Annotated in this window: 23 protein-coding genes; 10 read left to right on the top strand and 13 right to left on the bottom strand. The window is 70.7% G+C overall.

Annotation, left to right across the window (positions count from 1 at the left end; all coding sequences use genetic code 11):
* Nucleotides 1-117: 117 nt before the first annotated feature.
* Nucleotides 118-1,038, top strand: coding sequence for a hypothetical protein (locus tag AC4OXY_RS18555; protein WP_491994238.1), 921 nt, complete (start codon nucleotides 118-120; stop codon nucleotides 1,036-1,038).
* A gap of 23 nt (nucleotides 1,039-1,061) precedes the next feature.
* Here the strand turns inward: AC4OXY_RS18555 and AC4OXY_RS18550 are convergent, their stop codons facing one another.
* A complete protein-coding gene (locus tag AC4OXY_RS18550; protein ID WP_491994237.1) occupies nucleotides 1,062-2,039 on the bottom strand; it encodes an aldose epimerase family protein in 978 nt (325 codons plus the stop codon).
* A 32-nt stretch (nucleotides 2,040-2,071) separates the two neighbouring features.
* On the bottom strand, nucleotides 2,072-2,956 hold the full coding sequence (locus AC4OXY_RS18545) for an SGNH/GDSL hydrolase family protein (RefSeq protein ID WP_356031278.1): 885 nt from the start codon (nucleotides 2,954-2,956) through the stop codon (nucleotides 2,072-2,074).
* Nucleotides 2,957-3,235: 279 nt separating this feature from the next.
* On the opposite strand from AC4OXY_RS18545, the gene AC4OXY_RS18540 reads away from it, so the two are divergent.
* Nucleotides 3,236-3,730 carry a DUF3145 domain-containing protein gene (locus AC4OXY_RS18540; protein ID WP_356031276.1) on the top strand — a complete coding sequence of 165 codons (495 nt, stop codon included), beginning with the start codon at nucleotides 3,236-3,238 and terminating at the stop codon, nucleotides 3,728-3,730.
* A gap of 72 nt (nucleotides 3,731-3,802) precedes the next feature.
* Here AC4OXY_RS18540 and fabF read toward each other — a convergent pair whose 3' ends face one another.
* The 5 genes from fabF to AC4OXY_RS18515 form a co-directional block, all read right to left on the bottom strand.
* Nucleotides 3,803-5,065, bottom strand: a complete 1,263-nt coding sequence (gene fabF / locus AC4OXY_RS18535; RefSeq protein WP_356031275.1) for a beta-ketoacyl-ACP synthase II — start codon at nucleotides 5,063-5,065, stop codon at nucleotides 3,803-3,805.
* 84 nt (nucleotides 5,066-5,149) lie between these two features.
* Nucleotides 5,150-5,398: an acyl carrier protein gene (locus tag AC4OXY_RS18530; RefSeq protein WP_004001566.1), complete on the bottom strand. Its 249-nt coding sequence runs from the start codon at nucleotides 5,396-5,398 to the stop codon at nucleotides 5,150-5,152.
* Between the two features lie 79 nt (nucleotides 5,399-5,477).
* On the bottom strand, nucleotides 5,478-6,509 hold the full coding sequence (locus AC4OXY_RS18525) for a ketoacyl-ACP synthase III (protein WP_356031273.1): 1,032 nt from the start codon (nucleotides 6,507-6,509) through the stop codon (nucleotides 5,478-5,480).
* A 10-nt stretch (nucleotides 6,510-6,519) separates the two neighbouring features.
* Nucleotides 6,520-7,452 (bottom strand): ACP S-malonyltransferase, encoded by a 933-nt coding sequence (locus AC4OXY_RS18520; protein ID WP_491994236.1) that lies wholly within the window; start codon nucleotides 7,450-7,452, stop codon nucleotides 6,520-6,522.
* An 89-nt stretch (nucleotides 7,453-7,541) separates the two neighbouring features.
* Nucleotides 7,542-8,771 carry a PucR family transcriptional regulator gene (locus tag AC4OXY_RS18515; RefSeq protein WP_356031269.1) on the bottom strand — a complete coding sequence of 410 codons (1,230 nt, stop codon included), beginning with the start codon at nucleotides 8,769-8,771 and terminating at the stop codon, nucleotides 7,542-7,544.
* A gap of 96 nt (nucleotides 8,772-8,867) precedes the next feature.
* On the opposite strand from AC4OXY_RS18515, the gene AC4OXY_RS18510 reads away from it, so the two are divergent.
* Nucleotides 8,868-9,521: a pirin family protein gene (locus AC4OXY_RS18510; RefSeq protein WP_362821573.1), complete on the top strand. Its 654-nt coding sequence runs from the start codon at nucleotides 8,868-8,870 to the stop codon at nucleotides 9,519-9,521.
* Nucleotides 9,522-9,529: 8 nt separating this feature from the next.
* On the opposite strand, the gene AC4OXY_RS18505 is transcribed toward AC4OXY_RS18510, so the two are convergent.
* On the bottom strand, nucleotides 9,530-10,351 hold the full coding sequence (locus tag AC4OXY_RS18505) for a serine hydrolase domain-containing protein (RefSeq protein ID WP_356031416.1): 822 nt from the start codon (nucleotides 10,349-10,351) through the stop codon (nucleotides 9,530-9,532).
* 31 nt (nucleotides 10,352-10,382) lie between these two features.
* Nucleotides 10,383-10,859, bottom strand: coding sequence for a GNAT family N-acetyltransferase (locus tag AC4OXY_RS18500; protein WP_491994235.1), 477 nt, complete (start codon nucleotides 10,857-10,859; stop codon nucleotides 10,383-10,385).
* A gap of 97 nt (nucleotides 10,860-10,956) precedes the next feature.
* Here AC4OXY_RS18500 and AC4OXY_RS18495 point away from each other — a divergent pair, with 97 nt between their 5' ends.
* Complete coding sequence (locus AC4OXY_RS18495) at nucleotides 10,957-11,412, top strand: MerR family transcriptional regulator (RefSeq protein WP_356031266.1); 456 nt, start codon at nucleotides 10,957-10,959, stop codon at nucleotides 11,410-11,412.
* 32 nt (nucleotides 11,413-11,444) lie between these two features.
* Here AC4OXY_RS18495 and AC4OXY_RS18490 read toward each other — a convergent pair whose 3' ends face one another.
* The 3 genes from AC4OXY_RS18490 to AC4OXY_RS18480 all read right to left on the bottom strand — a co-directional run bounded on the left by AC4OXY_RS18490 (nucleotide 11,445) and on the right by AC4OXY_RS18480 (nucleotide 14,308).
* Nucleotides 11,445-12,296 carry a DUF4429 domain-containing protein gene (locus tag AC4OXY_RS18490; RefSeq protein ID WP_356031265.1) on the bottom strand — a complete coding sequence of 284 codons (852 nt, stop codon included), beginning with the start codon at nucleotides 12,294-12,296 and terminating at the stop codon, nucleotides 11,445-11,447.
* Between the two features lie 66 nt (nucleotides 12,297-12,362).
* Nucleotides 12,363-13,580: an alpha/beta hydrolase gene (locus AC4OXY_RS18485; RefSeq protein WP_356031263.1), complete on the bottom strand. Its 1,218-nt coding sequence runs from the start codon at nucleotides 13,578-13,580 to the stop codon at nucleotides 12,363-12,365.
* 83 nt (nucleotides 13,581-13,663) lie between these two features.
* Nucleotides 13,664-14,308 (bottom strand): TetR family transcriptional regulator, encoded by a 645-nt coding sequence (locus tag AC4OXY_RS18480; protein ID WP_356031262.1) that lies wholly within the window; start codon nucleotides 14,306-14,308, stop codon nucleotides 13,664-13,666.
* Between the two features lie 66 nt (nucleotides 14,309-14,374).
* Between AC4OXY_RS18480 and AC4OXY_RS18475 the strand changes: the two genes are divergently transcribed.
* Complete coding sequence (locus AC4OXY_RS18475; protein WP_491994234.1) at nucleotides 14,375-15,994, top strand: MFS transporter; 1,620 nt, start codon at nucleotides 14,375-14,377, stop codon at nucleotides 15,992-15,994.
* Between the two features lie 278 nt (nucleotides 15,995-16,272).
* On the opposite strand, the gene aceE is transcribed toward AC4OXY_RS18475, so the two are convergent.
* On the bottom strand, nucleotides 16,273-19,020 hold the full coding sequence (gene aceE / locus AC4OXY_RS18470; protein ID WP_362821565.1) for a pyruvate dehydrogenase (acetyl-transferring), homodimeric type: 2,748 nt from the start codon (nucleotides 19,018-19,020) through the stop codon (nucleotides 16,273-16,275).
* Between the two features lie 356 nt (nucleotides 19,021-19,376).
* Here aceE and AC4OXY_RS18465 point away from each other — a divergent pair, with 356 nt between their 5' ends.
* From AC4OXY_RS18465 to AC4OXY_RS18445, 5 genes are all read left to right on the top strand, one after another.
* The gene (locus AC4OXY_RS18465) at nucleotides 19,377-19,802 is read left to right on the top strand and encodes a DUF3052 domain-containing protein (protein ID WP_356031256.1); all 426 of its coding nucleotides are present in this window, start codon (nucleotides 19,377-19,379) and stop codon (nucleotides 19,800-19,802) included.
* A 110-nt stretch (nucleotides 19,803-19,912) separates the two neighbouring features.
* Nucleotides 19,913-20,371, top strand: coding sequence for a peroxiredoxin (locus tag AC4OXY_RS18460; protein ID WP_356031254.1), 459 nt, complete (start codon nucleotides 19,913-19,915; stop codon nucleotides 20,369-20,371).
* Nucleotides 20,372-20,510: 139 nt separating this feature from the next.
* On the top strand, nucleotides 20,511-21,086 hold the full coding sequence (locus AC4OXY_RS18455; protein ID WP_356031253.1) for a TerD family protein: 576 nt from the start codon (nucleotides 20,511-20,513) through the stop codon (nucleotides 21,084-21,086).
* Between the two features lie 103 nt (nucleotides 21,087-21,189).
* Complete coding sequence (locus tag AC4OXY_RS18450; RefSeq protein ID WP_071370379.1) at nucleotides 21,190-21,768, top strand: TerD family protein; 579 nt, start codon at nucleotides 21,190-21,192, stop codon at nucleotides 21,766-21,768.
* A 103-nt stretch (nucleotides 21,769-21,871) separates the two neighbouring features.
* A complete protein-coding gene (locus AC4OXY_RS18445) occupies nucleotides 21,872-23,011 on the top strand; it encodes a DUF475 domain-containing protein (protein WP_491994233.1) in 1,140 nt (379 codons plus the stop codon).
* Nucleotides 23,012-23,015 lie beyond the last annotated feature (4 nt).

Raw genomic sequence — 23,015 nt, 5'->3', positions numbered from 1 at the left:
ATGCAGCCCCGGTCCGGGACCTGACCCCTGGACCGGGGCTCGTGGCGTCCGGGCGGGTGTGGCAGACTCCCGGCCCGCGAGAGACACCGGACACACCGGGTACGGGGGAGAGACGACGTGTATCCAGGCCAGCAGCAACCGGGGCCCTACGGCCAGCAACCGCCGGCCGGGCCGTACGGCCCGCAACCGCCCGCCGGGCCGTACGGACAGCAGCCGCAGTACCCGTATCCCCCGTACCAGCAGCCGCAGTACCAGCAGCCCTACGCTCCACAGCAGCCGTACCCGCCGCAGCAGCCGTACCCGCCGCAGCAACCCGCCCCGGTGCACGGCCAGGAGGTCGGTGAGGGGCGCATGCGGCTGGATCCCGGCCTGACGCCCGCCCAGCGCGAGCTGACGCAGAAGATCCAGGCGAAGTCCAAGCCGATGGCCTACGGCATGGTCCTCGGCCTTCCGCTCACCTTCGGCGGCGTCCACTACGGCATCACGCGGCAGCCCCTCGGATTCGTCGCCGCGCTCGTCGGACTGGGCCTGCTGGGCTTCGGCGTCTACTCACTGCTGCAGATGCAGGCCCTCAAGCGGCAGCTGCGGCTCATCACGGCGGACGCCTGGCGCTCCCCGGCCGCGCACCTGCCCGGCGCCCGCAAGGCCGCGACCCAGGCCGCCTATCTCAACGGCGTGCTGGCGCTGCTGTCCCTGGCCGCGAGTGGCTACCTGCTCTACAAGGGCGCCGGCTGGGGCGCGTACGGCAACTCCTTCGGCTTCGGCGCGCTGGTGACCGCCGCCGCGCTGCCCTTCGGGATGGCGCTGGCGGCCGCGAGCACCATCCCGCAGCTGCTCCAGGTGATCCCGGCCGGCGCCAGGGTCGGCCGGAGCCTGTACTCGATCCTCTTCGCGCTGGCCACGACCGTGACGGTCGAGGGCATCAAGGGCCACGACGTCCCGCAGATCGCGGGCGGCGCGGTGGCCCTGCTCATCTGCGGCGGCGCCATGTCCCTGCTGGGCAAGGCGGTGAAGCGGATGCGGGGCGAACCGGTCTGACCCGACCGCGTCCAGGGCCCGTCCTAGCGGACCGAGAAGGCGTACACCGTCTCCGACCTGAACACCTCGCCCGGCCGCAGCACCGTGCCCGGGAACTCCGGGCGGTTCGGGGAGTCCGGGAAGTGCTGGGTCTCCAGGGCGATGCCGGCGCCCGGGGCGAACGGCTCGGGCAGGTGGTCGGCGGTGTAGAGCTGGAGGCCCGGTTCGGTCGTCGAGAGGGTCAGGGTGCGGCCGGAGGCCGGGTCGTGCAGTTCGGCGGCCTCCTCCGCGGTCGCGGTCAGGCCCTTGTCCAGCACGAAGTTGTGGTCGTAGCCCGAGCCGCTCTTGCGGGCCTCGCGGAAGTCGAAACGGGTGCCGGTCACGTCCGCGAGGACGCCCGTCGGGATCAGGTCCGCGTCGACCGGGGTGAAGCGGGAGGCGGCGATGCGCAGTTCGTGGCCGCCCGCGTGGCCGGCGTCCCGGCCGGCCAGGTTGACGTAGCCGTGGCTCGTGAGGTTGAGGACCGTCGGCGCGTCCGTCGTCGCCTCGTAGGCGAGGCGCAGGGCGCCGGACGCGTCCAGCGTGTACGTGACCGACACCGCCAGCCGGCCCGGGAAACCCTCCTCGCCGTGCGGGCTGACCCGGCTCAGCCGCAGGCCGTGCTCGACCGGCTCGGCGTCCCACACCCGCTTGTCGAAGCCGCGGGCGCCGCCGTGCAGGCAGTTGCGTCCGTCGTTCGGCTCCAGGGCGTGGACCGCGCCGTCCAGCGGGAAGCGGGCGTTCGCGATCCGGTTGGCGTACCGGCCGACCAGGGCGCCGAAGTACGGCTCCGGGTGGGCGAGATAGCCGTCCAGGGAGGAGAAGCCGAGGACCACGTTCGCCCGCAGGCCCTCGCGGTCCGGCACCTCCAGCGCGCGCACGATGCCGCCGTACGTCAGGATCTCGACGCGCGTTCCGGCGCGCTCCAGGGTCCAGCGGTGGACATCCGTGCCGTCGGAAAGTGTGCCGAAAAGTTCGCTCATGTGGGAAACCCTAGGTCAGGGCCGCTTCGCCGTCACAGTCTCGCCGTCACCGTGCGGTAGGCGATCTCGGCCAGTCGGGCCTGGCCGTCCTTGCTGGGGTGGAACCAGTCCCAGTGGCTGAGCTGGTCGGTGCCGAAGTCGTAGGCGTACACCGCGCCCCCGTCGAAGCGGCAGCGGCGGTCCTGGGCGCAGACGTCCTTCAGCACCTTGTTGTATTCCACCACCCGCTGCTGCACCTGGTCCCGGCGCCGGCCGGCCGAGCCGGTCAGGTCGTCCGCGTCGGACAGCATCGACGGGCAGATGCCGAGCTTCCACACCTGCCTGCCCAGCGGATTGGTCCGGCCCTCGGCCCACAGCCGCTTCAGGTTCGGCACACTCGCCACGTACACCTGCGTCTTCGGCGCCTCCTTGCGCAGCGTGCGCAGCGCCTCCTCGAAGTCCGCGCGGAAGTCGGCCACCGGGGTCATCGCCGACGCCGAGTCGCGGCAGGCGTCGTTCGCGCCCGCCATCACCGTGACCAACCCGGGGCTGTGCGCCGCCGCCTGGGTCATCTGCTCGGGCAGGTCCGCCATCCGGGCGCCGGTCACCGCGTAGTTCCAGCTGTTGCGGGCCGCGCCCGTCGCACCGAGCAGGCGCACCGCCAGGCTGTCCACCTGCGCGTCGCTGCCCGTCGCCCACGACACCTCGGGGCAGTCCGACAGCACCGTGCACGCGTCGAAGCCGCGGGTGATGGAGTCGCCGACCGCGGCGATCGAGTCCGGGCTGCGGTTCCACAGCGGGGCGGACCTCGCGGCGCGCGCCTTGGTGGCGTCCGGCGCGGGTGCGCTGCCGCCGCCGGCGTCGCAACCGGCGACTCCCAGCGCGGCCACCGCCACGACGGCGAGAGCGGCTCGCGTACGGCTGCTCGGCTTGCCCATCCCCTGCTGATCCCCTCGTCGTCGGCGCCCGGTGCCACTCCGGTCGTCGTAGGTGCTTCCTCCCCTCACAACGTGCGAGGGTTCCCGGGTCGGGCACCCTGGAACGGCGCACCCCCGTACAAGCGTCCCCCTGGGTGAATGGCGGGGGTTTCCTGGCACCGGGACCGACGGTACGTCACACTCCTTGCGCCGCCGCAGGGTAGCCTCGCCATCAACGCGGCCGTCGCCCCACTGCCGCCCGCCAGTCCGCAAGATGTCCCGCTCTGTCCGGAGGTTCCGGTGACGACACGTGGAGTTCTGTACGTGCACTCCGCGCCGCGCGCGCTGTGCCCGCACGTCGAGTGGGCCGTCGCCGGGGTGCTCGGCACGCGCGTCAACCTCGACTGGATCCGGCAGCCCGCGGCCCCCGGCACCTGGCGCTCGGAGTTCTCCTGGCAGGGCGAGGCCGGTACGGCGTCCAAGCTCGCCTCGGCCCTGCGCGGCTGGCACCTGCTCCGCTTCGAGGTCACCGCCGAGCCCTGCCCGACCGCCGAGGGCGAGCGCTACAGCTGCACCCCCGACCTCGGCATCTTCCACGCCGTCACCGGCATCCACGGCGACATCCTCATCCCCGAGGACCGGCTGCGCGCCGCCCTCCAGCGCAGCCAGCGCGGCGAGACCGACCTGGAGGCCGAAGTGTCCAAGCTGCTGGGCAAACCGTGGGACGACGAGCTGGAGCCGTTCCGGTACGCGGGCGAGGGCGCGCCGGTGCGCTGGCTGCACCAGGTGGTGTGAGCGGTCGCCGTCGTCCGCCCGGGGACGGGAAAGGGCCCCTGCCGGTCGGCAGGGGCCCTTCGCGCAGGTGTCTCAGACGGTCCGGAAGGCCAGCACCACGTTGTGGCCGCCGAAGCCGAACGAGTCGTTCAGCGCGGCGATCCGGCCCTCGGGCAGCGGGCGGGCCTCGCCGCGGACGATGTCCGCGTTGACCTCGGGGTCGACGTTGTCGAGGTTGATCGTCGGCGGCGCCGTGCGGTTCACGAGCGCCAGGATCGACGCGACGGTCTCGATGCCGCCCGCGCCACCGAGCAGGTGACCGGTCATCGACTTGGTCGCGGAGATCGCCATGTGGTCGACGTCGTCGCCGAACACCTTGCGCAGCGCCTTGATCTCGGCCACGTCGCCCTGCGGCGTCGAGGTGGCGTGCGCGTTCACGTGCACGATCTCGGCCGGCTTCAGGTCGGTGTTGTCCATCAGGTTCTGCAGCGCGTGCGCGATGCCGTCGCCGGACGGCTCGGGCTGCGTGATGTGGTGGGCGTCGGCGGAGATGCCCTGGCCGACCGCCTCGACGTAGATCCGGGCGCCGCGGGCCTTCGCGTGCTCCTCGGACTCCAGGACGATCGCACCGGCGCCCTCGCCGAGCACGAAGCCGTTGCGGTCGGCGTCGTAGGGCCGCGAGGCGCCCTGCGGGTCGTCGTTGTTCTTGCTCATCGCCATCATGTTGCCGAACGCGGCGATGGGCAGCGGGTGGATGGCGGCCTCGGTACCACCGGCCACGACCACGTCCGCACGCCCGGTGCGGATCATCTCGATCGCGTACCCGATGGCCTCCGCGCCCGAGGCGCAGGCCGAGACCGGGGTGTGCACACCGGCGCGGGCACCCAGCTCGATACCGACGTTGGCCGCCGGGGAGTTGGGCATCAGCATCGGCACGGTGTGCGGGGAGACGCGGCGTACGCCCTTCTCCTTGAGGATGTCGTACTGGTCCAGGAGCGTCGTCACGCCGCCGATGCCGGAGGCGATGACCGCGCCCAGACGGTCGGGGTTCACGGACGCGTCCTCACCGGCCCTGGCGGTGAAACCGGCGTCCTTCCAGGCCTCCTGAGCCGCGATCAGCGCGAACTGCGCGGACCGGTCCAGCTTGCGGGCCTGCGGCCGGGGGATGATCTCGCCCGGCTCGACGGCGATCTGCGCGGCGATCTTGACCGGCAGCTCGGCCGCCCACTCCTGCTCCAGCAGGCCGACGCCGGACGTGCCGGCGACGAGGGCGTCCCAGAACGACGCCGCGGTGCCACCCAGCGGTGTGGTTGCGCCGATACCGGTGACGACCACGGTGCGATTGGTCGGGCTCACGGGAATTCTTTCTCCAAGCGGATGGGGATTCTACGGCGAAACACCGCCGGGTGGCGGGGCCTAGCGGGGAGGCTGAGGGGTGGCTCAGCCCTGGTGCTTGAGGATGTAGTCGGTCGCGTCGCCGACGGTCTTGAGGTTCTTGACGTCCTCGTCGGGGATCTTGACGTCGAAGCGCTCCTCGGCGGCGACGACGACCTCGACCATGGACAGCGAGTCGACGTCCAGGTCGTCGGTGAAGGACTTGTCCAGCTGGACGTCCTCAACCGGGATGCCGGCGATCTCGTTCACGATGTCGGCGAGACCGGCGACGATCTCTTCCTGAGTGGCGGCCATGTTGGCGCTCCTTCTTCGATGTTCAGACGGTTTGTGGCAGTTGTCCCCCTGCCGGACCAGGTGATCCGGCACGGAGTGCCTAGGGGAGGGTAACGACCGTGGCGGCGTAGACGAGACCCGCCCCGAATCCGATGACGAGCGCGGTGTCGCCGCTCTTCGCCTCCCCGGTCGCCAGGAGCCGCTCCATCGCGAGCGGAATCGAGGCGGCCGAGGTGTTGCCGGTGGTGCGGATGTCACGGGCGACCGTGACGTGCTCCGGCAGTTTGAGGGTCTTCACCATCGAGTCGATGATCCGCACGTTGGCCTGGTGCGGGATGAAGACGTCCAGGTCGTCCGGGGTGATCCCGGCCGCGTCCAGCGCCTGCTGGGCGACCTTCGCCATCTCGAACACGGCCCAGCGGAACACCGCCTGGCCCTCCTGCGTGATCGCGGGGAACTTGACGTTGCCCTCGCTGTCCAGCGGCAGCTCGGAGACGTCGCCGATCCGGAAGCGGTCCCAGGCCACGGTCTGCTTGATGGTCTCCGACTTGTCGCCCTCGGAACCCCACACCGTCGGGCCGATGGCCGGCTCCTTCGAGGGGCCGACGACGACCGCGCCGGCGCCGTCGCCGAACAGGAAGGCCGTGGCCCGGTCCTCCAGGTCGGTCAGGTCGCTGAGCCGCTCCACGCCGATGACGAGCACGTACTCGGCGGAACCCTCCGCCACCATGCCCTTGGCGAGCGTGAGGCCGTAGCCGAAGCCCGCGCAGCCGGCCGAGATGTCGAAGGCGGCGGCCTTGTTCGTGCCCAGCGTGTCGGCGATCTCGGTGGCGATGGCCGGGGTCTGCTTGAAGTGCGAGACGGTCGAGACGACCACGGCGCCGATCTGCTCGGCGGAGATGCCGGCGTCCGCGATCGCCTTGCCGGCGGCCTCGACGGACATCGCGGCCACGGTCTCCTCGGGACCGGCCCAGTGCCGGGTCTCGATGCCGGAGCGCGAGCGGATCCACTCGTCGGACGAGTCGATCTTCTCCAGGATCACCTCGTTGGGCACCACCCGGGTCGGGCGGTAGCCGCCGACACCGAGGATGCGCGCATAGGGGGCGCCCTTGCTGGGCCTGATCTTCGCCATCTACGGCTCCTTAGGCGCCGGCGCCGGCGTGCTCAGCGATGAGCGCGCGGGCCGCTTCGAGGTCGTCGGGGGTCTTCAGAGCGAGCGTCTTCACACCGGGCAGGGCGCGCTTGGCCAGGCCGGTCAGCGTGCCGCCCGGGCACACCTCAAGCAGTGCGGTGACGCCCAGCTCCTTGAAGGTCTCCATGCACAGGTCCCAGCGCACGGGGTTGGCGACCTGGCCGGCCAGCCGCTCCAGGACCTCGGCGCCGTTGCCGACCGTCCTGCCGTCCTTGTTGGAGACGTAGGCGACCTTCGGGTCGGCCGGCGTCAGCTCCGCGATGGCCTTCTCCAGCGTCTCGACGGCCGGGGCCATGTGACGGGTGTGGAAGGCGCCGGCGACCTTCAGCGCGACGACCTTGCGGACGCCCTCGGGCTTGTCCTCGGCCAGCGCGGCCAGCTGCTCCAGCGTTCCCGCCGCGACGATCTGGCCCGCGCCGTTGATGTTCGCCGGGGTCAGCCCCAGCTTCTCCAGGTGCGGGACGGTCACCTCGGGGTCACCGCCGAGCAGCGCCGACATGCCGGTCTCGGTGATCGCGGCGGCGTCGGCCATCGCCAGACCCCGCCGGCGGACCAGACACAGCGCGTCGGTGTCGTCCAGGACCCCGGCGAAGGCGGCCGCGGTGATCTCACCGACGCTGTGGCCCGCGACCGCGCCCGGCGCGACCTCGGAGATGTCACCGAGTGCCGCGGCGGACAGCAGGCCGGCGGCGACCAGCAGCGGCTGGGCCACGGCCGTGTCACGGATGGCGTCGGCGTCGGCCTCGGTGCCGTAGTGGACCAGGTCCAGGTCGATGGCGTCCGACCAGGCGGCGACGCGGTCCTTGGCGCCGGGCAGTTCGAGCCAGGGGGTCAGGAAGCCGGGCGTCTGGGCGCCCTGGCCGGGAGCGACGAGTACGAGCACTCTCACACTCTCTCTTGGGGACGGCCGGGGCCGCCCGTGGGGACAGGGACGAAGAACACGGGGGCGTTTTGTGGGCCCCCGACAAAACCCTATGTCTGAGGTTCGCCGTCGACCAGACGCCCCAGGATGAGCGCGATCCGCAGCGTGAAGGCGGATCGTACATCCGAGGGTGACCAGCCGGTGACGTCAGTCACACGTCGGAGCCGGTAGCGCACGGTGTTCGGGTGAACGAAGAGCATCCGGGCCGCGCCCTCCAGACTGCTCGCCTGCTCCAGGTAGACACTCAGGGTTTCCAGGAGCGCGGAGCCCGCTTCCTCCAACGGTCTGTAGATCTCCTCCACCAGCTGCTCGCGGGCGCTCGGATCGCCCGCGATGGCCCGCTCCGGCAGGAGATCGTCCGCCAGCACCGGCCGCGGCGCGTCCTGCCAGGCGGAACACGCCTTCAGTCCGGCGGCGGCGGCCTGCGCGGACCGGGTGGCGGCCAGCAGATCCGGTACGACGGGCCCGGCGACGACCGGTCCGGCGGCGAACGGGCCGATCAGCGACTTGGCGACGGCGAGCGGATTGTCGCTGCCGCCCGCGATGACGACGAGCCGGTCCCCGAGCACCCCGGTGAGCACCTGGAGCTTGGCGTGCCGGGCGGCCCGCCGGATGGCCTCCACGGTCAGCTCGCTGTCCCCGTCGGGCGCGGTCCCGAGGACGACGCACACATGCTCGGGCGAGTTCCAGCCGAGCGCGGCCGCCCGGCTGACGGCCCCCTCGTCGGCCTCCCCGCTGAGCACGGCGTTCACGACCAGCGACTCCAGCCGCGCGTCCCAGGCACCGCGTGCCTCGGCGGCCTGGGCGTACACCTGGGCGGTGGCGAAGGCGATCTCGCGGGCGTACACGAGCAGCGCCTCGCGCAGCACCCGCTCGTCGCCGGGAGCGGCCACCTCGTCGATGGCGCTCTCCATGACCTCGATCGTGGTCCGCACCATCTCCACGGTCTGGCGCAGCGTGATCGCCCGGGTCAGCTCCCGCGGCGCGGTCCCGAAGACGTCGGTGGAGATCGCCTGCGGGGCGTCCGGGTACCGGAACCACTCGGTGAAGGCGGCGATACCCGCCTGGGCCACGAGCCCGATCCAGGAACGGTTCTCCGGTGGCATCGCCCGGTACCACGGCAGCGTCTCGTCCATCCGCGCGATGGCCTGCGCGGCGAGCGATCCGGAGGACTTCTCCAGCCGTTTCAGCGTCGCGGAGTGCGGGTGGACGGCGGGTGCGCGGTGATCGGCGCGGGAATCCGCGTGGGGATCGCTGCTGCGGGATTCGGGTTCGGGCACGGGGACAAGACTGCCTTATCCGGACGACCCCGTGCGCCGCAGGGTGGGAGGCAGGTGAGAGGCAGGAGGCGCGGCGGGGCTACCGTGGTGCCCGTGATGGAGGTACGGCGCGCCGCTGAGCGCTATCGCGGAGGGGACCCGCAGGCCGGGATCGACACCTGGCACGCCTTTTCCTTCGGCCCGCACTACGACCCCGGCAACCTGCGCTTCGGCGCCGTGATCGCCTGCAACGAGGAGCACCTCGCGCCCGGCGCCGGCTTCGACGAACACCCGCACAGCCACACCGAGATCGTCACCTGGGTGATCGAGGGCGAGCTGACCCACCGCGACTCCGCGGGCCACGAGACGACGGTCCGCCCCGGCGACGTGCAGCACCTCGGCGCCGCGGCGGGCGTCCGCCACGTGGAACGCAACGACGGCGCGGCCCCGCTGGTCTTCCTCCAGATGTGGCTGGCGCCGAGGGAGCCGGGCGGCGACCCGTCGTACACCATCGTCCCCGGCATCGCCGACTCCACGCCCTACGCCCTCCCGGCGGCCGGCGCCATGCTCCACGTCCGCCGCCTGGCCCCGGGGGAGCGGACGGCGGTCCCGGACGGTGCGTACGTCTACGTCCATGTGATCCGGGGCACGGTCCGGCTCGCGGAAGAGGAGCTGGCGGCGGGCGACTCGGCCCGGATCACCGGCGCCCAGGGCCTGGCGGCGGTGGGGACGACGGAGGCGGAGCTGCTGGTGTGGGAGATGGCGGGGTGAGGGCCGGCTCAGCCGCGCAGTTCCGCCAGCACCGCGTCCGTGAACACCGGCCACGCCTCGATCGCCCAGGGCCCGAACGCGCGGTCCGCGAGGGCGACCGCCGCCACCCCCGCATCCGGGTCGATCCACAGGAACGTACCCGCCTGGCCGAAGTGACCGAAGGTCCGCGGGGACGACGAACTCCCCGTCCAGTGCGGTGACTTGGCGTCGCGGATCTCGAAGCCCAGCCCCCAGTCGTTCGGGTTCTGGTGGCCGTAGCCCGGCAGCACGCCCTTCGTCCCCGGGTACTGCACCGTCATCGCCTGCGCCACCGTCCGCGGATCCAGCAGCCGGGGCGCCTGCACCTCCGCCGCGAACCGCAGCAGGTCCGCGACCGTGGACACCCCGTCCTTGGCGGGCGAGCCCGCCAGCGACGTCGACGTCATCCCCAGCGGCTCCAGCACCGCCTGCCGCAGATACTCGGCGAACGGAATGTCCGTCGCCTTGGCGATGTGGTCGCCGAGCTGCTCGAAACCGGCGTTGGAGTACAGCCGCCGCTCCCCGGCCGGAGCTGTCACCCGGTGTTCGTCGAAGGCCAGTCCGGAGGTGTGCGCGAGCAGGTGCCGCACGGTCGCACCGGGCGGACCGGCCGGCTCGTCCAGCTCGATCGCGCCCTCCTCGTACGCCACGAGCGCCGCGTACGCCGCCAGCGGCTTGGTGACCGAGGCGAGCGGAAAGCGGTGCTCGACGGGTCCGTGCGTGCCGAGGACGGTCCCGTCGGCCCGTACGACACCCGCCGCCGCGGTGGGCACGGGCCAGTTCTCGATCGACGCGAGGCTCTTCAGTGACATGGGGAACGACATGGGGGCGAGCCTATGCGGCTCACAGGCGCAGCCGCATCGACGGGTCCGGGTCACGCGTGAAGCCGAGGGAGGCGTACAGCGGCTCGGCCTGCGGGGAGGCGTTGAGCAGCACGTGCCCGGCGCCCCGCGCACGGAACCAGGCCAGCAGCTCCTCCATGCACGCGCGCGCGTACCCGCGCCGCCGGGCGTCCGGGTCGGTCGCCACGCTGAAGACGTACCCGACGCGACCGTGCGGGTTGTCGGCCTTCCCGATGCGGTACTCCAGCGCCCCGGCCACCAGCGCGGCCAGCGCCCCCGGCCGGTCGGGGTGGTCCACGACGAAGGCCGCGAAGTCCCCGTCCTCCTCGGCCAGCCGCGCGCGCAGCGTCGGCAGCGACGCCGTGTGCCAGTCGGTCGATCCGTCAGGTCCCGCGATCGGCAGCGCGTCCAGCATGACCTGGCGCAGCCGCAGCACTTCCACGGCGTCCTCGGGCAGGGCCCGGCGTACAAGACTCATGCGGCGCACGCTAGCCATCCGCCCGGCGGTGTGTCCCCCGTATTTCTTACCGGGTTCCGCTTGCCTGGAGTGCACTCGAAGGCCATAGCGTGGGGCCATGACGGTGATGCAGACCAAGCCGGCGGACCCCGCACGCACGGCCCCCGCAGACATCTGCTCCGCCCCGCCCAGACGCCATCCGCGCCCCGAGGGGCAGGACCGCTACACGATCAGCGAGGTCGTCGCGTTCACCGGCCTGACGGCGCACACCCTGCGCTGGTACGAGCGGATCGGGCTGATGCCGCACGTCGACCGCTCCCACACCGGCCAGCGCCGCTACAGCAACCGCGACCTGGACTGGCTGGACTTCGTGACCAAGCTGCGGCTGACGGGCATGCCGGTGGCGGACATGGTGCGGTACGCGGAGCTGGTGCGGGAGGGCGAGAGTACCTACGCCGAGCGCCAGGAACTGCTGGAGTCGACCCGCAGGGACGTCCTGACCCGCATCGCGGAACTGCACGACACCCTGTCCGTCCTGGACCGCAAGATCAGCTTCTACGCGGCGGGGAAGTGATCCCCCAGAGCTGATCCCCGAGAGCTGATCCCCTACAGCTCGGCCAGCAACTCGGCCTTCTTGGAGGAGAATTCCTCGTCGGTGACCAGCCCGGCCTGATGCAGCTCCCCGAGATGCCGGATCCGCTCGGCGATGTCGGCGGGATCCCGCCGCGCCGGGGCCGGCAGCGCGGGTACCGGCCCCCTCGTGCGCACGGCCGCCAGGACCGCCGCGGCGAACGGCAGCGACTCGTGCACCGGGCCGTACCCCAGCCCGAAGACCACGGCCGCCGGGTCCTGGTCGGCCTGCACCGCCGGGGCCGCCGAGTCGGCCGAGCGCCTGATCAGCCGCAGATGCCCCTCGAAGACCTCCGGCGAGCGCCACTGCACCCCGCTGAGGTCGGTGACCGGAAAGCTCTGGTCGCCCGCCTTCCACTTCGCCGAGGACGCGCCCGTCCAGGACCAGCGGAACTGCACGGCCGTCCCGTCGAAGGAGGCCTTCGCGTCGTACGCCTTGAAGTGCAGCGGCGCCTCGGGCGCGGGCACCATGTGGCGGTCGACCGGCCCGGACTCGGTCAGCAGCCCCTTCAGCTCGTCCGCGTAGTACGCGGCGAGCGTCTCCCGCTCGGCCGGCAGCACCAGCCGGTACGGATCGGAGCCGTCCTTGAGCTGCCCGTCGGCCGCCTCCAGCAGCGGATCGGCGCCGGCGCGCGGCAGCAGCCGCAGGACGACGGTGCCACGCCTGCCCGGGGTGAGGCTCACGTCCTCGACCGCGGACAGCGGGATGCGCCGTTCGCCGAGCGCCTGGAACAGCTTCGGTGTTCGAATCCCCCGTTCGTAACGGATGAGCACGGAGTCGGACTCGAACTCCCAGACGGCATGAAATCCCGCCAGTACGTCACCCATGCGGCTCATCGTATGCGGCACGTGCTCCTCCGTCGCCACCCGCGCAGACCGCACTTCCTGCTGTTTCTACGCGCGTCCGGCCGTAGCCGTGCCGGGCGCACCGGCCCGGCACGCGTCGTTGTCCCGGGCGCACGTCACCGCGGCGTACGCGCCGACGCCGACGTCGGCGAGGTTGCGCAGGCTGTCCGTGCCCGGCTGGAAATAGCCGGCGTGACCCTGGGCGTCCCGGGCCGACAGCACACGCGCGCCGAACGCCGAGGACACCGGGTCGGCACCGTGCCCGAGCCCGCCCAGCTCCAGGTACGGCACGTCCTGGATCCAGTCGGTGGCGTCCCGCATCGCCCACACCCGGGCGCCGGTGCGCAGATGAGAGGCCTCGGAGACCCGCATGCCGGGGCTCGCGGCCACCGCTATGTCGGACACCCGGCGGGGCATGTCGTGCGCGGCGACGCCGCAGACCACCGTGCCGTAGCTGTGGCAGATCGCCGTCACCGGCGCGGTGCCCGGCAGGGCTTCCAGCAGGGAGTTCAGCCGCAGGGCCCCCTCCGCGGCGCGCAGGCCGGTGGCCGCGTCCACGCCGAGCCCGTCGGGCGCGGTGTAGTCGGCCCAGGCGATCACGGCCGTGCGGGTGCCGGGGCTCGCCTTGCGCTCCTGCGCGTACAGCGCCGTGGCCATGCCGACCGGGGCGGTGTACGGCCGGTTCGTCTTCTGGAAGGTGAGCAGGTCGGTGTCGACGCCGGGGACGACGACCGAGATCCGCTGGGCCCGGTCCAGGTTTCCGAACACCTCGGCGATCCGGCCCGTGCCCTCGGGGTCGAAGGAGAGGATCTGCCGGCCGGGCGTGAGCAGGGACTCGTAGCGGTGCATACGGCGGCCCGCGTCCTGGTGCCCGGCCGTGCTGAGCCGGCTGTCGTGCATGCGCTCCTGCTCGACCTTGCGGGCCTGCTCCAGCGCGACGCGGTTGGCGCGGTAGCGCAAGGTGACCGGGGCGCCGTTCATGTTGCCGACCGCGAGCGGATAGCGGTGGGCGAGGCGGCTCTGGTCCGCGGGGGAGAGGGACGCGAAGAAGCGGGTGAGCCGCGCCGGGTCGCCCTCGGGGTCCGGCAGGTGGTGGCCGTGCAGCCGGCCGTGCTCCCACGTGGCGAGCGAGGCCTGAAGGGCCGTCGACTCACGGTGGCTGCGCAGGGCGGTCCAGCCGGTGGTCGCGAGCATCACGAACACCACGGCCAGCGCCAGCAGTGCGCGCCAGACGTTCAGTTGCGGGGAGGTGTCGAAGGAAGTCACTGGGAGGACACACTAGGAGAACGGGACGGTCTCGCGGTAACCGAGTGACAGGTATCACGTTTCGTCGAAGATCGAACGCCCTGTCAGTCCGGTCGACGAGCCCCGCCCGCACGCCAGTTGCCGGTGAGCGCCGGACCCACCTGATCCAGGTAGGACGCGGTGAGTTGACGGATCGACTCCAGGCTGAAGTCCTCGCCCGTGCACCACTGCCGCTCGGTGACCCTTATCACCCCGCCGAAAACGGCCACCGCCAGCCTCGGCCGGGGGTCGGCGTCCGGGTCGACGCCCTCGCGCTCGGCCAGCAGCCGCGCGACCGCCTCCTCGGTCGCGGCCGAGCGGCGCAGGTGCGTGGCGAGCAGCGCCGGCGTCGACTCGATCGTGCGGTACATGCGCAGGTACAGCTCGACCGGCACCGCCGACTCGACCGTCTCGCGGATCGCGTCCCAGCCCTCCAGCACCGCCTGGCGCAGCGCCTCCATCGGGGACTCGTGCGCGGGCCGCGCCCGCACGCACGCCAGGAAGTGCTGTTCGGTCATGTCCTGCACCGCGAACGCCGCGTCCTCCTTGCCGGCGAAGTACCGGAAGAAGGTGCGCTGCGAGACGTCGACGGCCTCGGCGATCTCGTCGACGGTGGTGTGCTCGTACCCCTGGGTCGTGAACAGTTCGAGGGCGGCTCGCAGCAGCGACTCCCGGGTGCGCTGTTTCTTGCGTTCGCGCAGAGTTTTCACACGTGTCAGTTACTGACATGTGAAATTGTTTGTCAACTGTCAGCAGCTGTCACTAGCCTCGAACGTATGACTAGTCAGACCACCATCGACGCCTCGGGGGCGGGGGACGGGGCGCCGGCGGCCCCGTTCGAGGCGCCCCCTCCCGCGGGGCTGCGCGGCCATCCGTGGTTCACCCTCATCACCGTCGCCGTCGGGGTCATGATGGTGGCCCTCGACGGCACCATCGTGGCCATCGCGAACCCCGCGATCCAGAAGGACCTCAAGGCGAGCTTCGCCGACGTCCAGTGGATCACCAACGGATACTTCCTCGCCCTCGCGGTCTCCCTGATCACCGCGGGCAAGCTCGGCGACCGCTTCGGGCACCGCCAGACCTTCCTGATAGGCGTGACCGGCTTCGCCGCCGCCTCCGGCGCCATCGGACTGTCGAACAGCATCGCCGCCGTCGTCACCTTCCGCGTCTTCCAGGGCCTGTTCGGCGCCCTGCTGATGCCGGCCGCGCTCGGCCTGCTGCGGGCCACCTTCCCGGCCGAGAAGCTCAACATGGCGATCGGCATCTGGGGCATGGTGATCGGCGCGTCCACCGCGGGCGGCCCGATCCTCGGCGGCGTCCTCGTCGAGCGCGTCAGCTGGCAGTCCGTGTTCTTCATCAACGTGCCGGTCGGTGCCGTCGCCCTGGTCCTCGGCCTGCTGATCCTGCTCGACCACCGCGCCGAGAACGCCCCGCGCTCCTTCGACATCCTCGGCATCGGGCTGCTCTCCGGCGCCATGTTCTGCCTGGTCTGGGCGCTCATCAAGGCCCCGACGTGGGGCTGGGGCGACGGGAAGACCTGGGCGTTCATCGCCGCCTCGGTGCTGCTCTTCGCGCTCTTCTCGGTCTGGGAGACGAGGGTCGCGGAGCCGCTGATCCCCCTCGGCCTGTTCCGCTCGGTCCCGCTCTCGGCCGGCGTGGTCCTCATGGTCCTGATGGCCATCGCCTTCATGGGCGGCCTGTTCTTCGTGACGTTCTACCTCCAGAACGTGCACGGGCTGACCCCGATCAAGGCCGGTCTGCACCTCTTGCCGCTCACCGGCATGATGATCGTCGGCTCACCGCTGGCCGGCGCCGCGATCACCAAGCTCGGCCCGCGCATCCCGCTGGCCGGCGGCATGGCCGCCACCGCCGTCGCCATGTACGGCATGTCGACGCTCAAGGCCGACACCGGCAGCGGCGTCATGTCGATCTGGTTCGCGCTGCTCGGCTTCGGCCTCGCGCCGGTCATGGTCGGCGCCACCGAGGTCATCGTCGGCAACGCCCCCATGGAGCTGTCCGGTGTCGCGGGCGGCCTCCAGCAGGCGGCCATGCAGATCGGCGGCAGCCTCGGTACGGCCGTGCTCGGCGCCGTGATGGCCTCCAAGGTCGACAGCGACCTGGCGGGCAACTGGACGGGGGCGGGGCTGCCGAAGCTGACCCCGGCCCAGCTGAGCCAGGCCTCCGAGGCGGTCCAGGTCGGCGTGGCGCCGCTGCCCAAGGGCACGCCGGAGCCGGTCGCCGCGAAGATCACCGAGGTCGCGCACCACACCTTCATCTCCGGCATGAGCCTCGCCTCCCTGGTCGCGGCGGGCGTCGCGGCGGTCGCCATCTTTGTCGCGCTGCTCACCAAGCGGGGCGTGAACGCCGAGGCGGGCGCGGGCGTGGGTCACATCTGACGCCGATCCGGGCGGAGTTCACCTATCAGGGTGACGCCGCTCAAGATCCCTCGCACCGGGCGCGCGCCGCAGGTCACAGTGGGTCAAGTCCTCCGCAGGGCATGGGAGGACGGCCGGGCCACGGCGCGCGCTGCGGAGGGGGCAGTGCGCGCTTGGCCGACGGAGCCGCAACTCCCCAAGGGGCGCGGGGAACTGCGCGACCAGCCACGCAGTCACCCGCACCCGGCCGCGACCAGCAGGCCCTCCCTGGTCGCCGTCGGCCAAGGCCAAGCGCAGCGTTACGCGTCTCCGCCGGCCGCTCCGGGATGCGCCGCCGAGACATCCAGCAGCTGGTACCGGTCGATGGCCTGCTTCAGTACGGAGCGGTCGACCTTGCCCTCCCGGGCCAGCTCGGTCAGGACCGCCACCACGATCGACTGGGCGTCGATGTGGAAGAAGCGCCGCGCCGCGCCCCGGGTGTCGGCGAAGCCGAAGCCGTCCGCGCCCAGCGACTGGTACGTGCCCGGCACCCACCGCGCGATCTGGTCCGGAACCGAGCGCATCCAGTCGGACACGGCCACGAACGGCCCCTCGGCGCCGCCGAGTTTGCGCGTCACGTACGGCACGCGCTGCTCCTCCTCCGGGTGGAGCAGGTTGTGCTCCTCGCACGCCACGGCCTCGCGGCGCAGCTCGTTCCAGGAGGTGGCCGACCAGACGTCGGCCTTCACGTTCCAGTCCTCGGCGAGGATCCTCTGCGCCTCCAGTGCCCACGGCACCGCCACGCCCGACGCCATGATCTGCGCCGGGATCGAGCCCGCCGTGGCCGGGCCGATCCGGTGGACGCCCCTGAGGATGCCCTCGACGTCCACGTCGGCCGGTTCGGCCGGGTGCTGGATGGGCTCGTTGTAGACGGTCAGGTAGTAGAAGACGTCCTCGCCGTGCGGGTGTTCGGCGTCGCCGCCGTACATCCGGCGCAGGCCGTCCTGCACGATGTGCGCGATCTCGTACGCGTACGCCGGGTCGTAGGCCACGCACGCCGGGTTGGTCGAGGCGAGCAACTGCGAGTGTCCGTCGGCGTGTTGGAGGCCCTCACCGGTCAGGGTCGTACGGCCCGCGGTCGCGCCCAGTACGAAACCGCGCGCCAACTGGTCGGCCATCTGCCAGAACTGGTCGCCGGTGCGCTGGAAACCGAACATCGAGTAGAAGACGTAGACCGGGATCAGCGGCTCGCCGTGCGTGGCGTAGGCCGAGCCCGCCGCGATCAGCGACGCCGTGCAGCCCGCCTCGGAGATGCCGTCGTGCAGCATCTGGCCGGTCGGCGACTCCTTGTAGGCGAGCAGCAGTTCACGGTCCACCGACTCGTACTGCTGGCCCAGCGGGTTGTAGATCTTCGCGCTCGGGAAGAAGGAGTCCATGCCGAACGTGCGGTACTCGTCCGGCGCGATCAGCACGAAGCGCCGGCCGATCTCCTTGTCCCGCATGAGGTCCTTGAGGAGCCGGACGAACGCCATCGTCGTCGCGATGGACTGCTGGCCCGTGCCCTTCTTCACCGTCGCGTACGTCTTGTCGTCCGGCAGCGCGAGCGGCTTCGAGCGCACGACGCGCGTCGGGACGTACCCGCCGCACTGCTTGCGCATGTCGTGCATGTACTGGATCTCGTCGGTGTCCCGGCCCGGGTGGTAGTACGGCGGCGGGCCCGACTCCAGCCGCTGGTCCGTGATCGGCAGGTGCAGGCGGTCCCGGAAGCGCTTGAGGTCGTCGACCGTCAGCTTCTTCATCTGGTGCGTGGCGTTGCGGCCCTCGAAGTTGGGGCCCAGCGTCCAGCCCTTGATCGTCTTGGCCAGGATGACCGTCGGCTGGCCCTTGTGCTCCTTGGCCGCCGTGAACGCCGCGTAGATCTTGCGGTGGTCGTGGCCGCCGCGGCCCAGGTGCAGGATCTGGTCATCGGTCATGTTCTCGACCATGGCGCGCAGCCGGTGGTCGTCGCCGAAGAAGTGGTCCCGGATGTAGGCGCCCGACTCCGTGGCGTACGTCTGGAACTGGCCGTCCGGGGTGTTGTTCATCTTGTTGACGAGGATGCCGTCCCGGTCCTGCGCGAGCAGCGGGTCCCAGGTGCGGTCCCAGATCAGCTTGATCACGTTCCACCCGGCGCCCCGGAAGATCGACTCCAGCTCCTGGATGATCTTGCCGTTGCCGCGCACCGGGCCGTCGAGGCGCTGGAGGTTGCAGTTGACCACGAAGGTCAGGTTGTCCAGGCCCTCGCGGGCGGCGATGGACAGCTGGCCGAGCGACTCCGGCTCGTCCATCTCGCCGTCGCCGAGGAACGCCCACACATGGGAGCCGGAGGTGTCGGCGATGCCGCGCGCCTCCATGTAGCGGTTCATCCGGGCCTGGAAGATCGCGCCGAGCGGGCCGAGGCCCATGGAGACCGTCGGGAACTCCCAGAAGTCCGGCATCGAGCGCGGGTGGGGGTAGCTGGACAGGCCGTTCGGGTACTTCGACTTCTCCTGGCGGAAGCCGTCGAGCTGGTCCTCGGTGAGCCGGTCGAGCAGGTACGCGCGTGCGTAGATGCCGGGGGAGGCGTGGCCCTGGAAGAAGACCTGGTCGCCGCCCTTGCCGTCGTCCTTGCCGCGGAAGAAGTGGTTGAAGCCGACGTCGTACAGCGAGGCGGAGGAGGCGAAGGTGGCGATGTGGCCGCCGACCCCGATGCCGGGGCGCTGGGCGCGCGAGACCATCACGGCCGCGTTCCAGCGGGTCGCGTTGAGGATCCTGCGCTCGATCTCCTCGTTGCCCGGGAAGAACGGCTCGCTCTTGGTCGGGATCGTGTTGACGTAGTCCGTGCTGCGCATCTCGGGCACGGCCACGCGCTTCTCGCGGGCCCGCTCGATCAGGCGGAGCATGAGATAGCGGGCCCGCTCCCGGCCGCGCTCGTCCACGGCGGCGTCGAGGGAGTCGAGCCACTCCTGGGTCTCTTCGGGATCGAAGTCAGGGACCTGACTCGGAAGGCCGCCAATGATGATCGGGTTGCGATCGGATCCGGAAGGCACGCTGTTCCTTACCTGTCAGAGGGCCGTTTTTCTGCTGTTTCCTGCGGTTTCCTGCTTGTCCGCACCTGCCTGCGCCGTTCCCCATCGTCTACCTCGGGGCGGCGTACGTCATCTCCACCAGTGATTTCCGTTGGCGGAGGAGGCTCCGTAAAACAGGCAAATGTGTGTGATTTGGGTCACTCTGGATCGGGATGCGGTGCCAGAAGTTGCGGTGACAAGGCCGGGATCGTCACCGTTTCGGCGGTCCCGGGGGCCGGGTACTTGCGCGATCCGCCCCGCACGTGTGGACTACGGCCAAGCATCACGCGCACGCGCGTGGCTGAGTTGTTCCCGAAAACATGATCAGGAGGCAGACCGTGAGCGCGACCGCGGACCACGCGGAGACGAGCCTGGCCGTCAGGCTGGGTTTCCAGCCCGACCAGGTGGTCCAGGAGATCGGCTACGACGACGACGTCGACCAGGAACTCCGCGAGTCCATCGAGCAGGTCATCGGCTCCGAGCTGATGGACGAGGACTACGACGACGTGGCCGATGCCGTGTTGCTGTGGTTCCGTGACGAGGACGGCGACCTGACGGACGCGCTGGTCGATGCCATCGGCTTCCTCGAAGAGGACGGCCACATCGTCCTGCTGACGCCGAAGACCGGCCGGGACGGATACGTCGAGCCCAGCGACATCAACGACGCCGCGCAGACGGCCGGCCTGTCGCAGACCAAGAGCACCAGCGCGGGCAAGGACTGGGTGGGCACCCGACTGCTGAGCCCCAAGGCCGCCAGGAAGTGACCGCCTCCCGCAGGTGAGCGAGGCGGGGGCGGCGGTCCCTCCGGGTGACCGCCGCCCCTTCGCCGTAGGCTGTTCTCCTCCGAACAGCCCACCGAAAGGGAAACATCCCGATGGCGATCCAGGTCGGCGACAAGGCCCCCGACTTCGAGCTCAAGGACAACCACGGCGCCACCGTGAAGCTCTCGGACTTCCGGGGCGAGAAGAACGTCGTCCTGCTCTTCTACCCCTTCGCCTTCACCGGTGTGTGCACCGGCGAGCTGTGCGAGGTGCGTGACAACCTGCCCCACTTCGCCGACCGCGACACCCAGGTGCTCGCCGTCTCCAACGACTCCATCCACACCCTGCGCGTCTTCGCCGAGCAGGAGGGCCTGGAGTACCCGCTGCTGAGCGACTTCTGGCCGCACGGCAACGTCTCGCGCGCGTACGGCGTCTTCGACGAGGACAAGGGTTGCGCCGTGCGGGGCACCTTCATCCTCGACAAGGAGGGCGTCGTGCGCTGGACCGTGGTCAACGGCCTGCCGGACGCCCGTGACCTGAACGAGTACGTGAAGGCGCTCGACACCCTGTAGGCCGACCGTGGGCCGACACCTGTGCGTCGTCGGGTCCAGGGTCTGCGGGGGGCGGGAACCCGTCACTAGGATCGGCACGTTGATCCCGTATCCGAAGCACGACGGGGCTCCCCGCCCCCGGACACCACATGGAGGACTCGTGGGAGTCAGCCTCAGCAAGGGCGGCAACGTATCGCTGACGAAGGAGGCCCCGGGCCTGACCGCGGTCCTGGTCGGTCTGGGCTGGGACGCCCGCACCACGACCGGCAGTGACTTCGACCTCGACGCCAGCGCGCTGCTGCTGAACAACTCCGGCAAGGTCGCGAGCGACCAGCACTTCGTCTTCTTCAACAACCTCAAGAGCCCCGACGGCTCCGTCGAGCACACCGGTGACAACATCACCGGCGAGGGCGAGGGCGACGACGAGGCCATCAAGGTCAACCTGGCCGGCGTCCCGGCCGACATCGAGAAGATCGTCTTCCCGGTGTCGATCTACGACGCCGAGAACCGCCAGCAGTCCTTCGGCCAGGTCCGCAACGCCTACATCCGTGTGCTGAACCAGGCCGGCGGCCAGGAGATCGCCCGCTACGACCTGAGCGAGGACGCCTCCACCGAGACCGCGATGGTCTTCGGCGAGCTGTACCGGCACGGCGCGGAGTGGAAGTTCCGCGCCATCGGCCAGGGCTACGCCTCCGGTCTGCGCGGCATCGCCCAGGACTTCGGCGTCAACGTCTGACGGCCGACGTCCGACCCCGCAACCGTCCGGCGCCGCACCGTTTAGGGGCGGCGCCGGACGCGCAGGACAACCAGAGAAGCACCACTAGGGGAGGACCAGCATCATGGGCGTCACGCTCGCCAAGGGAGGCAACGTCTCCCTCTCCAAAGCCGCACCCAACCTCACGAACGTCATGATCGGGCTCGGCTGGGACGCGCGGTCCACCACCGGCGCCCCCTTCGACCTGGACGCCAGCGCGCTGCTGTGCGGCGCCGGCAACCGAGTGCTGGGCGACGAGTGGTTCGTCTTCTACAACCAGCTCAAGAGCCCCGACGGCTCCGTCGAGCACACCGGTGACAACCTCACCGGTGAGGGCGAGGGGGACGACGAATCGATTCTGGTCGACCTCGCCAAGGTCCCGCCGCAGTGCGAGAAGATCGCCTTCCCCGTCTCGATCCACATGGCGGACGAGCGCGGTCAGACCTTCGGCCAGGTCTCCAACGCCTTCATCCGCGTGGTCAACCAGGCCGACGGCCAGGAACTGGCGCGCTACGACCTGAGCGAGGACGCCTCCACCGAGACCGCCATGATCTTCGGCGAGCTGTACCGCTACCAGGGAGAGTGGAAGTTCCGGGCCGTGGGCCAGGGCTATGCCTCGGGTCTGCGCGGTATCGCCCTGGACTTCGGGGTGAACGTTTCGTAGCCGCTGGTACCGCCGGTAGGGTGCACCTCTACACTCGGGGTCAACGTTTAGCAAAGCCGAGTACGGCGCGGGGGAGACCCGTACCTAGATGATTGGGTAGCCAGTGCTTCTGAAAACCTTCGGCTGGTCGTTCGCGGTGACCGCGCTCGGCCTGGTCGCCGCGGTCTTCTACGGGGGGTGGGAGGCCTTCGGCGTCGTGGCGATCCTCGCCGTCCTGGAGATCTCGCTGTCGTTCGACAACGCGGTCGTCAACGCCGGGATCCTGAAGAAGATGAACGCCTTCTGGCAGAAGATCTTCCTCACGGTCGGCGTTCTCATCGCGGTCTTCGGCATGCGGCTGGTCTTCCCGGTCGTCATCGTGGCCATCACCGCCAAGCTCAGCCCCGTCGACGCGGTCCACCTCGCCTTCAGCGACAAGGACCGCTACCAGCAGCTGGTCACCGACGCCCACCCGGCTATCGCCGCCTTCGGCGGGATGTTCCTGTTGATGATCTTCCTCGACTTCATCTTCGAGGACCGGGACATCCAGTGGCTGCGCTGGATCGAGCGGCCCCTGGCCAAGCTCGGCAAGGTCGACATGCTGTCGGTCTGCATCGCCCTGATCGTCCTGCTGATCACCTCCTTCACCTTCGCCGTCCACGCCCACCAGCACGGCGGCGCCCATGTCGACAAGGCGCAGACGGTCCTGATCGCCGGCATCGCCGGCCTGATCACGTACATGATCGTCGGCGGTCTGTCCGGCTACTTCGAGGACCGGCTGGAGGAAGAGGAGGAGCGCGAGCACGAGGAGGAGGAAGAGGCCGCCCGCACCGGCAAGAAGAAGTCGGCGGTGCTGCTGGCCGGCCAGGCCGCGTTCTTCATGTTCCTCTACCTGGAGGTCCTGGACGCGTCCTTCTCCTTCGACGGTGTGATCGGCGCCTTCGCCATCACCAACGACATCGTGATGATGGCCCTCGGCCTCGGCATCGGCGCGATGTACGTCCGCTCGCTCACGGTCTACCTGGTCCGCCAGGGCACCCTCGACGACTACGTCTACCTGGAGCACGGCGCCCACTACGCCATCGGCGCCCTGGCCGTGATCCTCATGGTCACCATCCAGTACGAGATCAACGAGGTCATCACCGGTCTCGTCGGCGTCGTCCTGATCGCCCTGTCCTTCTGGTCCTCCGTCCGCCGCAACCGCGCGCTCGAAGCCGCCGGCGAGGACAGCGACGCCCCGGCCGAGGTGTCCTCAGGGGTGTGACGCC

Source organism: Streptomyces sp. HUAS MG56 (assembly GCF_058673395.1).
Note: the sequence above shows the minus strand (reverse complement) of the source record. Positions and strands in the feature narration are given on the sequence as shown.

Coding starts and splice junctions, on each gene's coding strand:
- AC4OXY_RS18495 (WP_356031266.1), top strand. CDS start 10,957: ATGACGGTGATGCAGACCAAGCCGGCGGACCCCGCACGCACGGCCCCC.
- AC4OXY_RS18510 (WP_362821573.1), top strand. CDS start 8,868: ATGGAGGTACGGCGCGCCGCTGAGCGCTATCGCGGAGGGGACCCGCAG.
- AC4OXY_RS18545 (WP_356031278.1), bottom strand. CDS start 2,956: ATGGGCAAGCCGAGCAGCCGTACGCGAGCCGCTCTCGCCGTCGTGGCG.
- AC4OXY_RS18500 (WP_491994235.1), bottom strand. CDS start 10,859: ATGAGTCTTGTACGCCGGGCCCTGCCCGAGGACGCCGTGGAAGTGCTG.
- AC4OXY_RS18450 (WP_071370379.1), top strand. CDS start 21,190: ATGGGCGTCACGCTCGCCAAGGGAGGCAACGTCTCCCTCTCCAAAGCC.
- AC4OXY_RS18530 (WP_004001566.1), bottom strand. CDS start 5,398: ATGGCCGCCACTCAGGAAGAGATCGTCGCCGGTCTCGCCGACATCGTG.
- AC4OXY_RS18525 (WP_356031273.1), bottom strand. CDS start 6,509: ATGGCGAAGATCAGGCCCAGCAAGGGCGCCCCCTATGCGCGCATCCTC.
- AC4OXY_RS18475 (WP_491994234.1), top strand. CDS start 14,375: ATGACTAGTCAGACCACCATCGACGCCTCGGGGGCGGGGGACGGGGCG.
- AC4OXY_RS18460 (WP_356031254.1), top strand. CDS start 19,913: ATGGCGATCCAGGTCGGCGACAAGGCCCCCGACTTCGAGCTCAAGGAC.
- AC4OXY_RS18505 (WP_356031416.1), bottom strand. CDS start 10,351: ATGTCACTGAAGAGCCTCGCGTCGATCGAGAACTGGCCCGTGCCCACC.
- AC4OXY_RS18550 (WP_491994237.1), bottom strand. CDS start 2,039: ATGAGCGAACTTTTCGGCACACTTTCCGACGGCACGGATGTCCACCGC.
- AC4OXY_RS18490 (WP_356031265.1), bottom strand. CDS start 12,296: ATGGGTGACGTACTGGCGGGATTTCATGCCGTCTGGGAGTTCGAGTCC.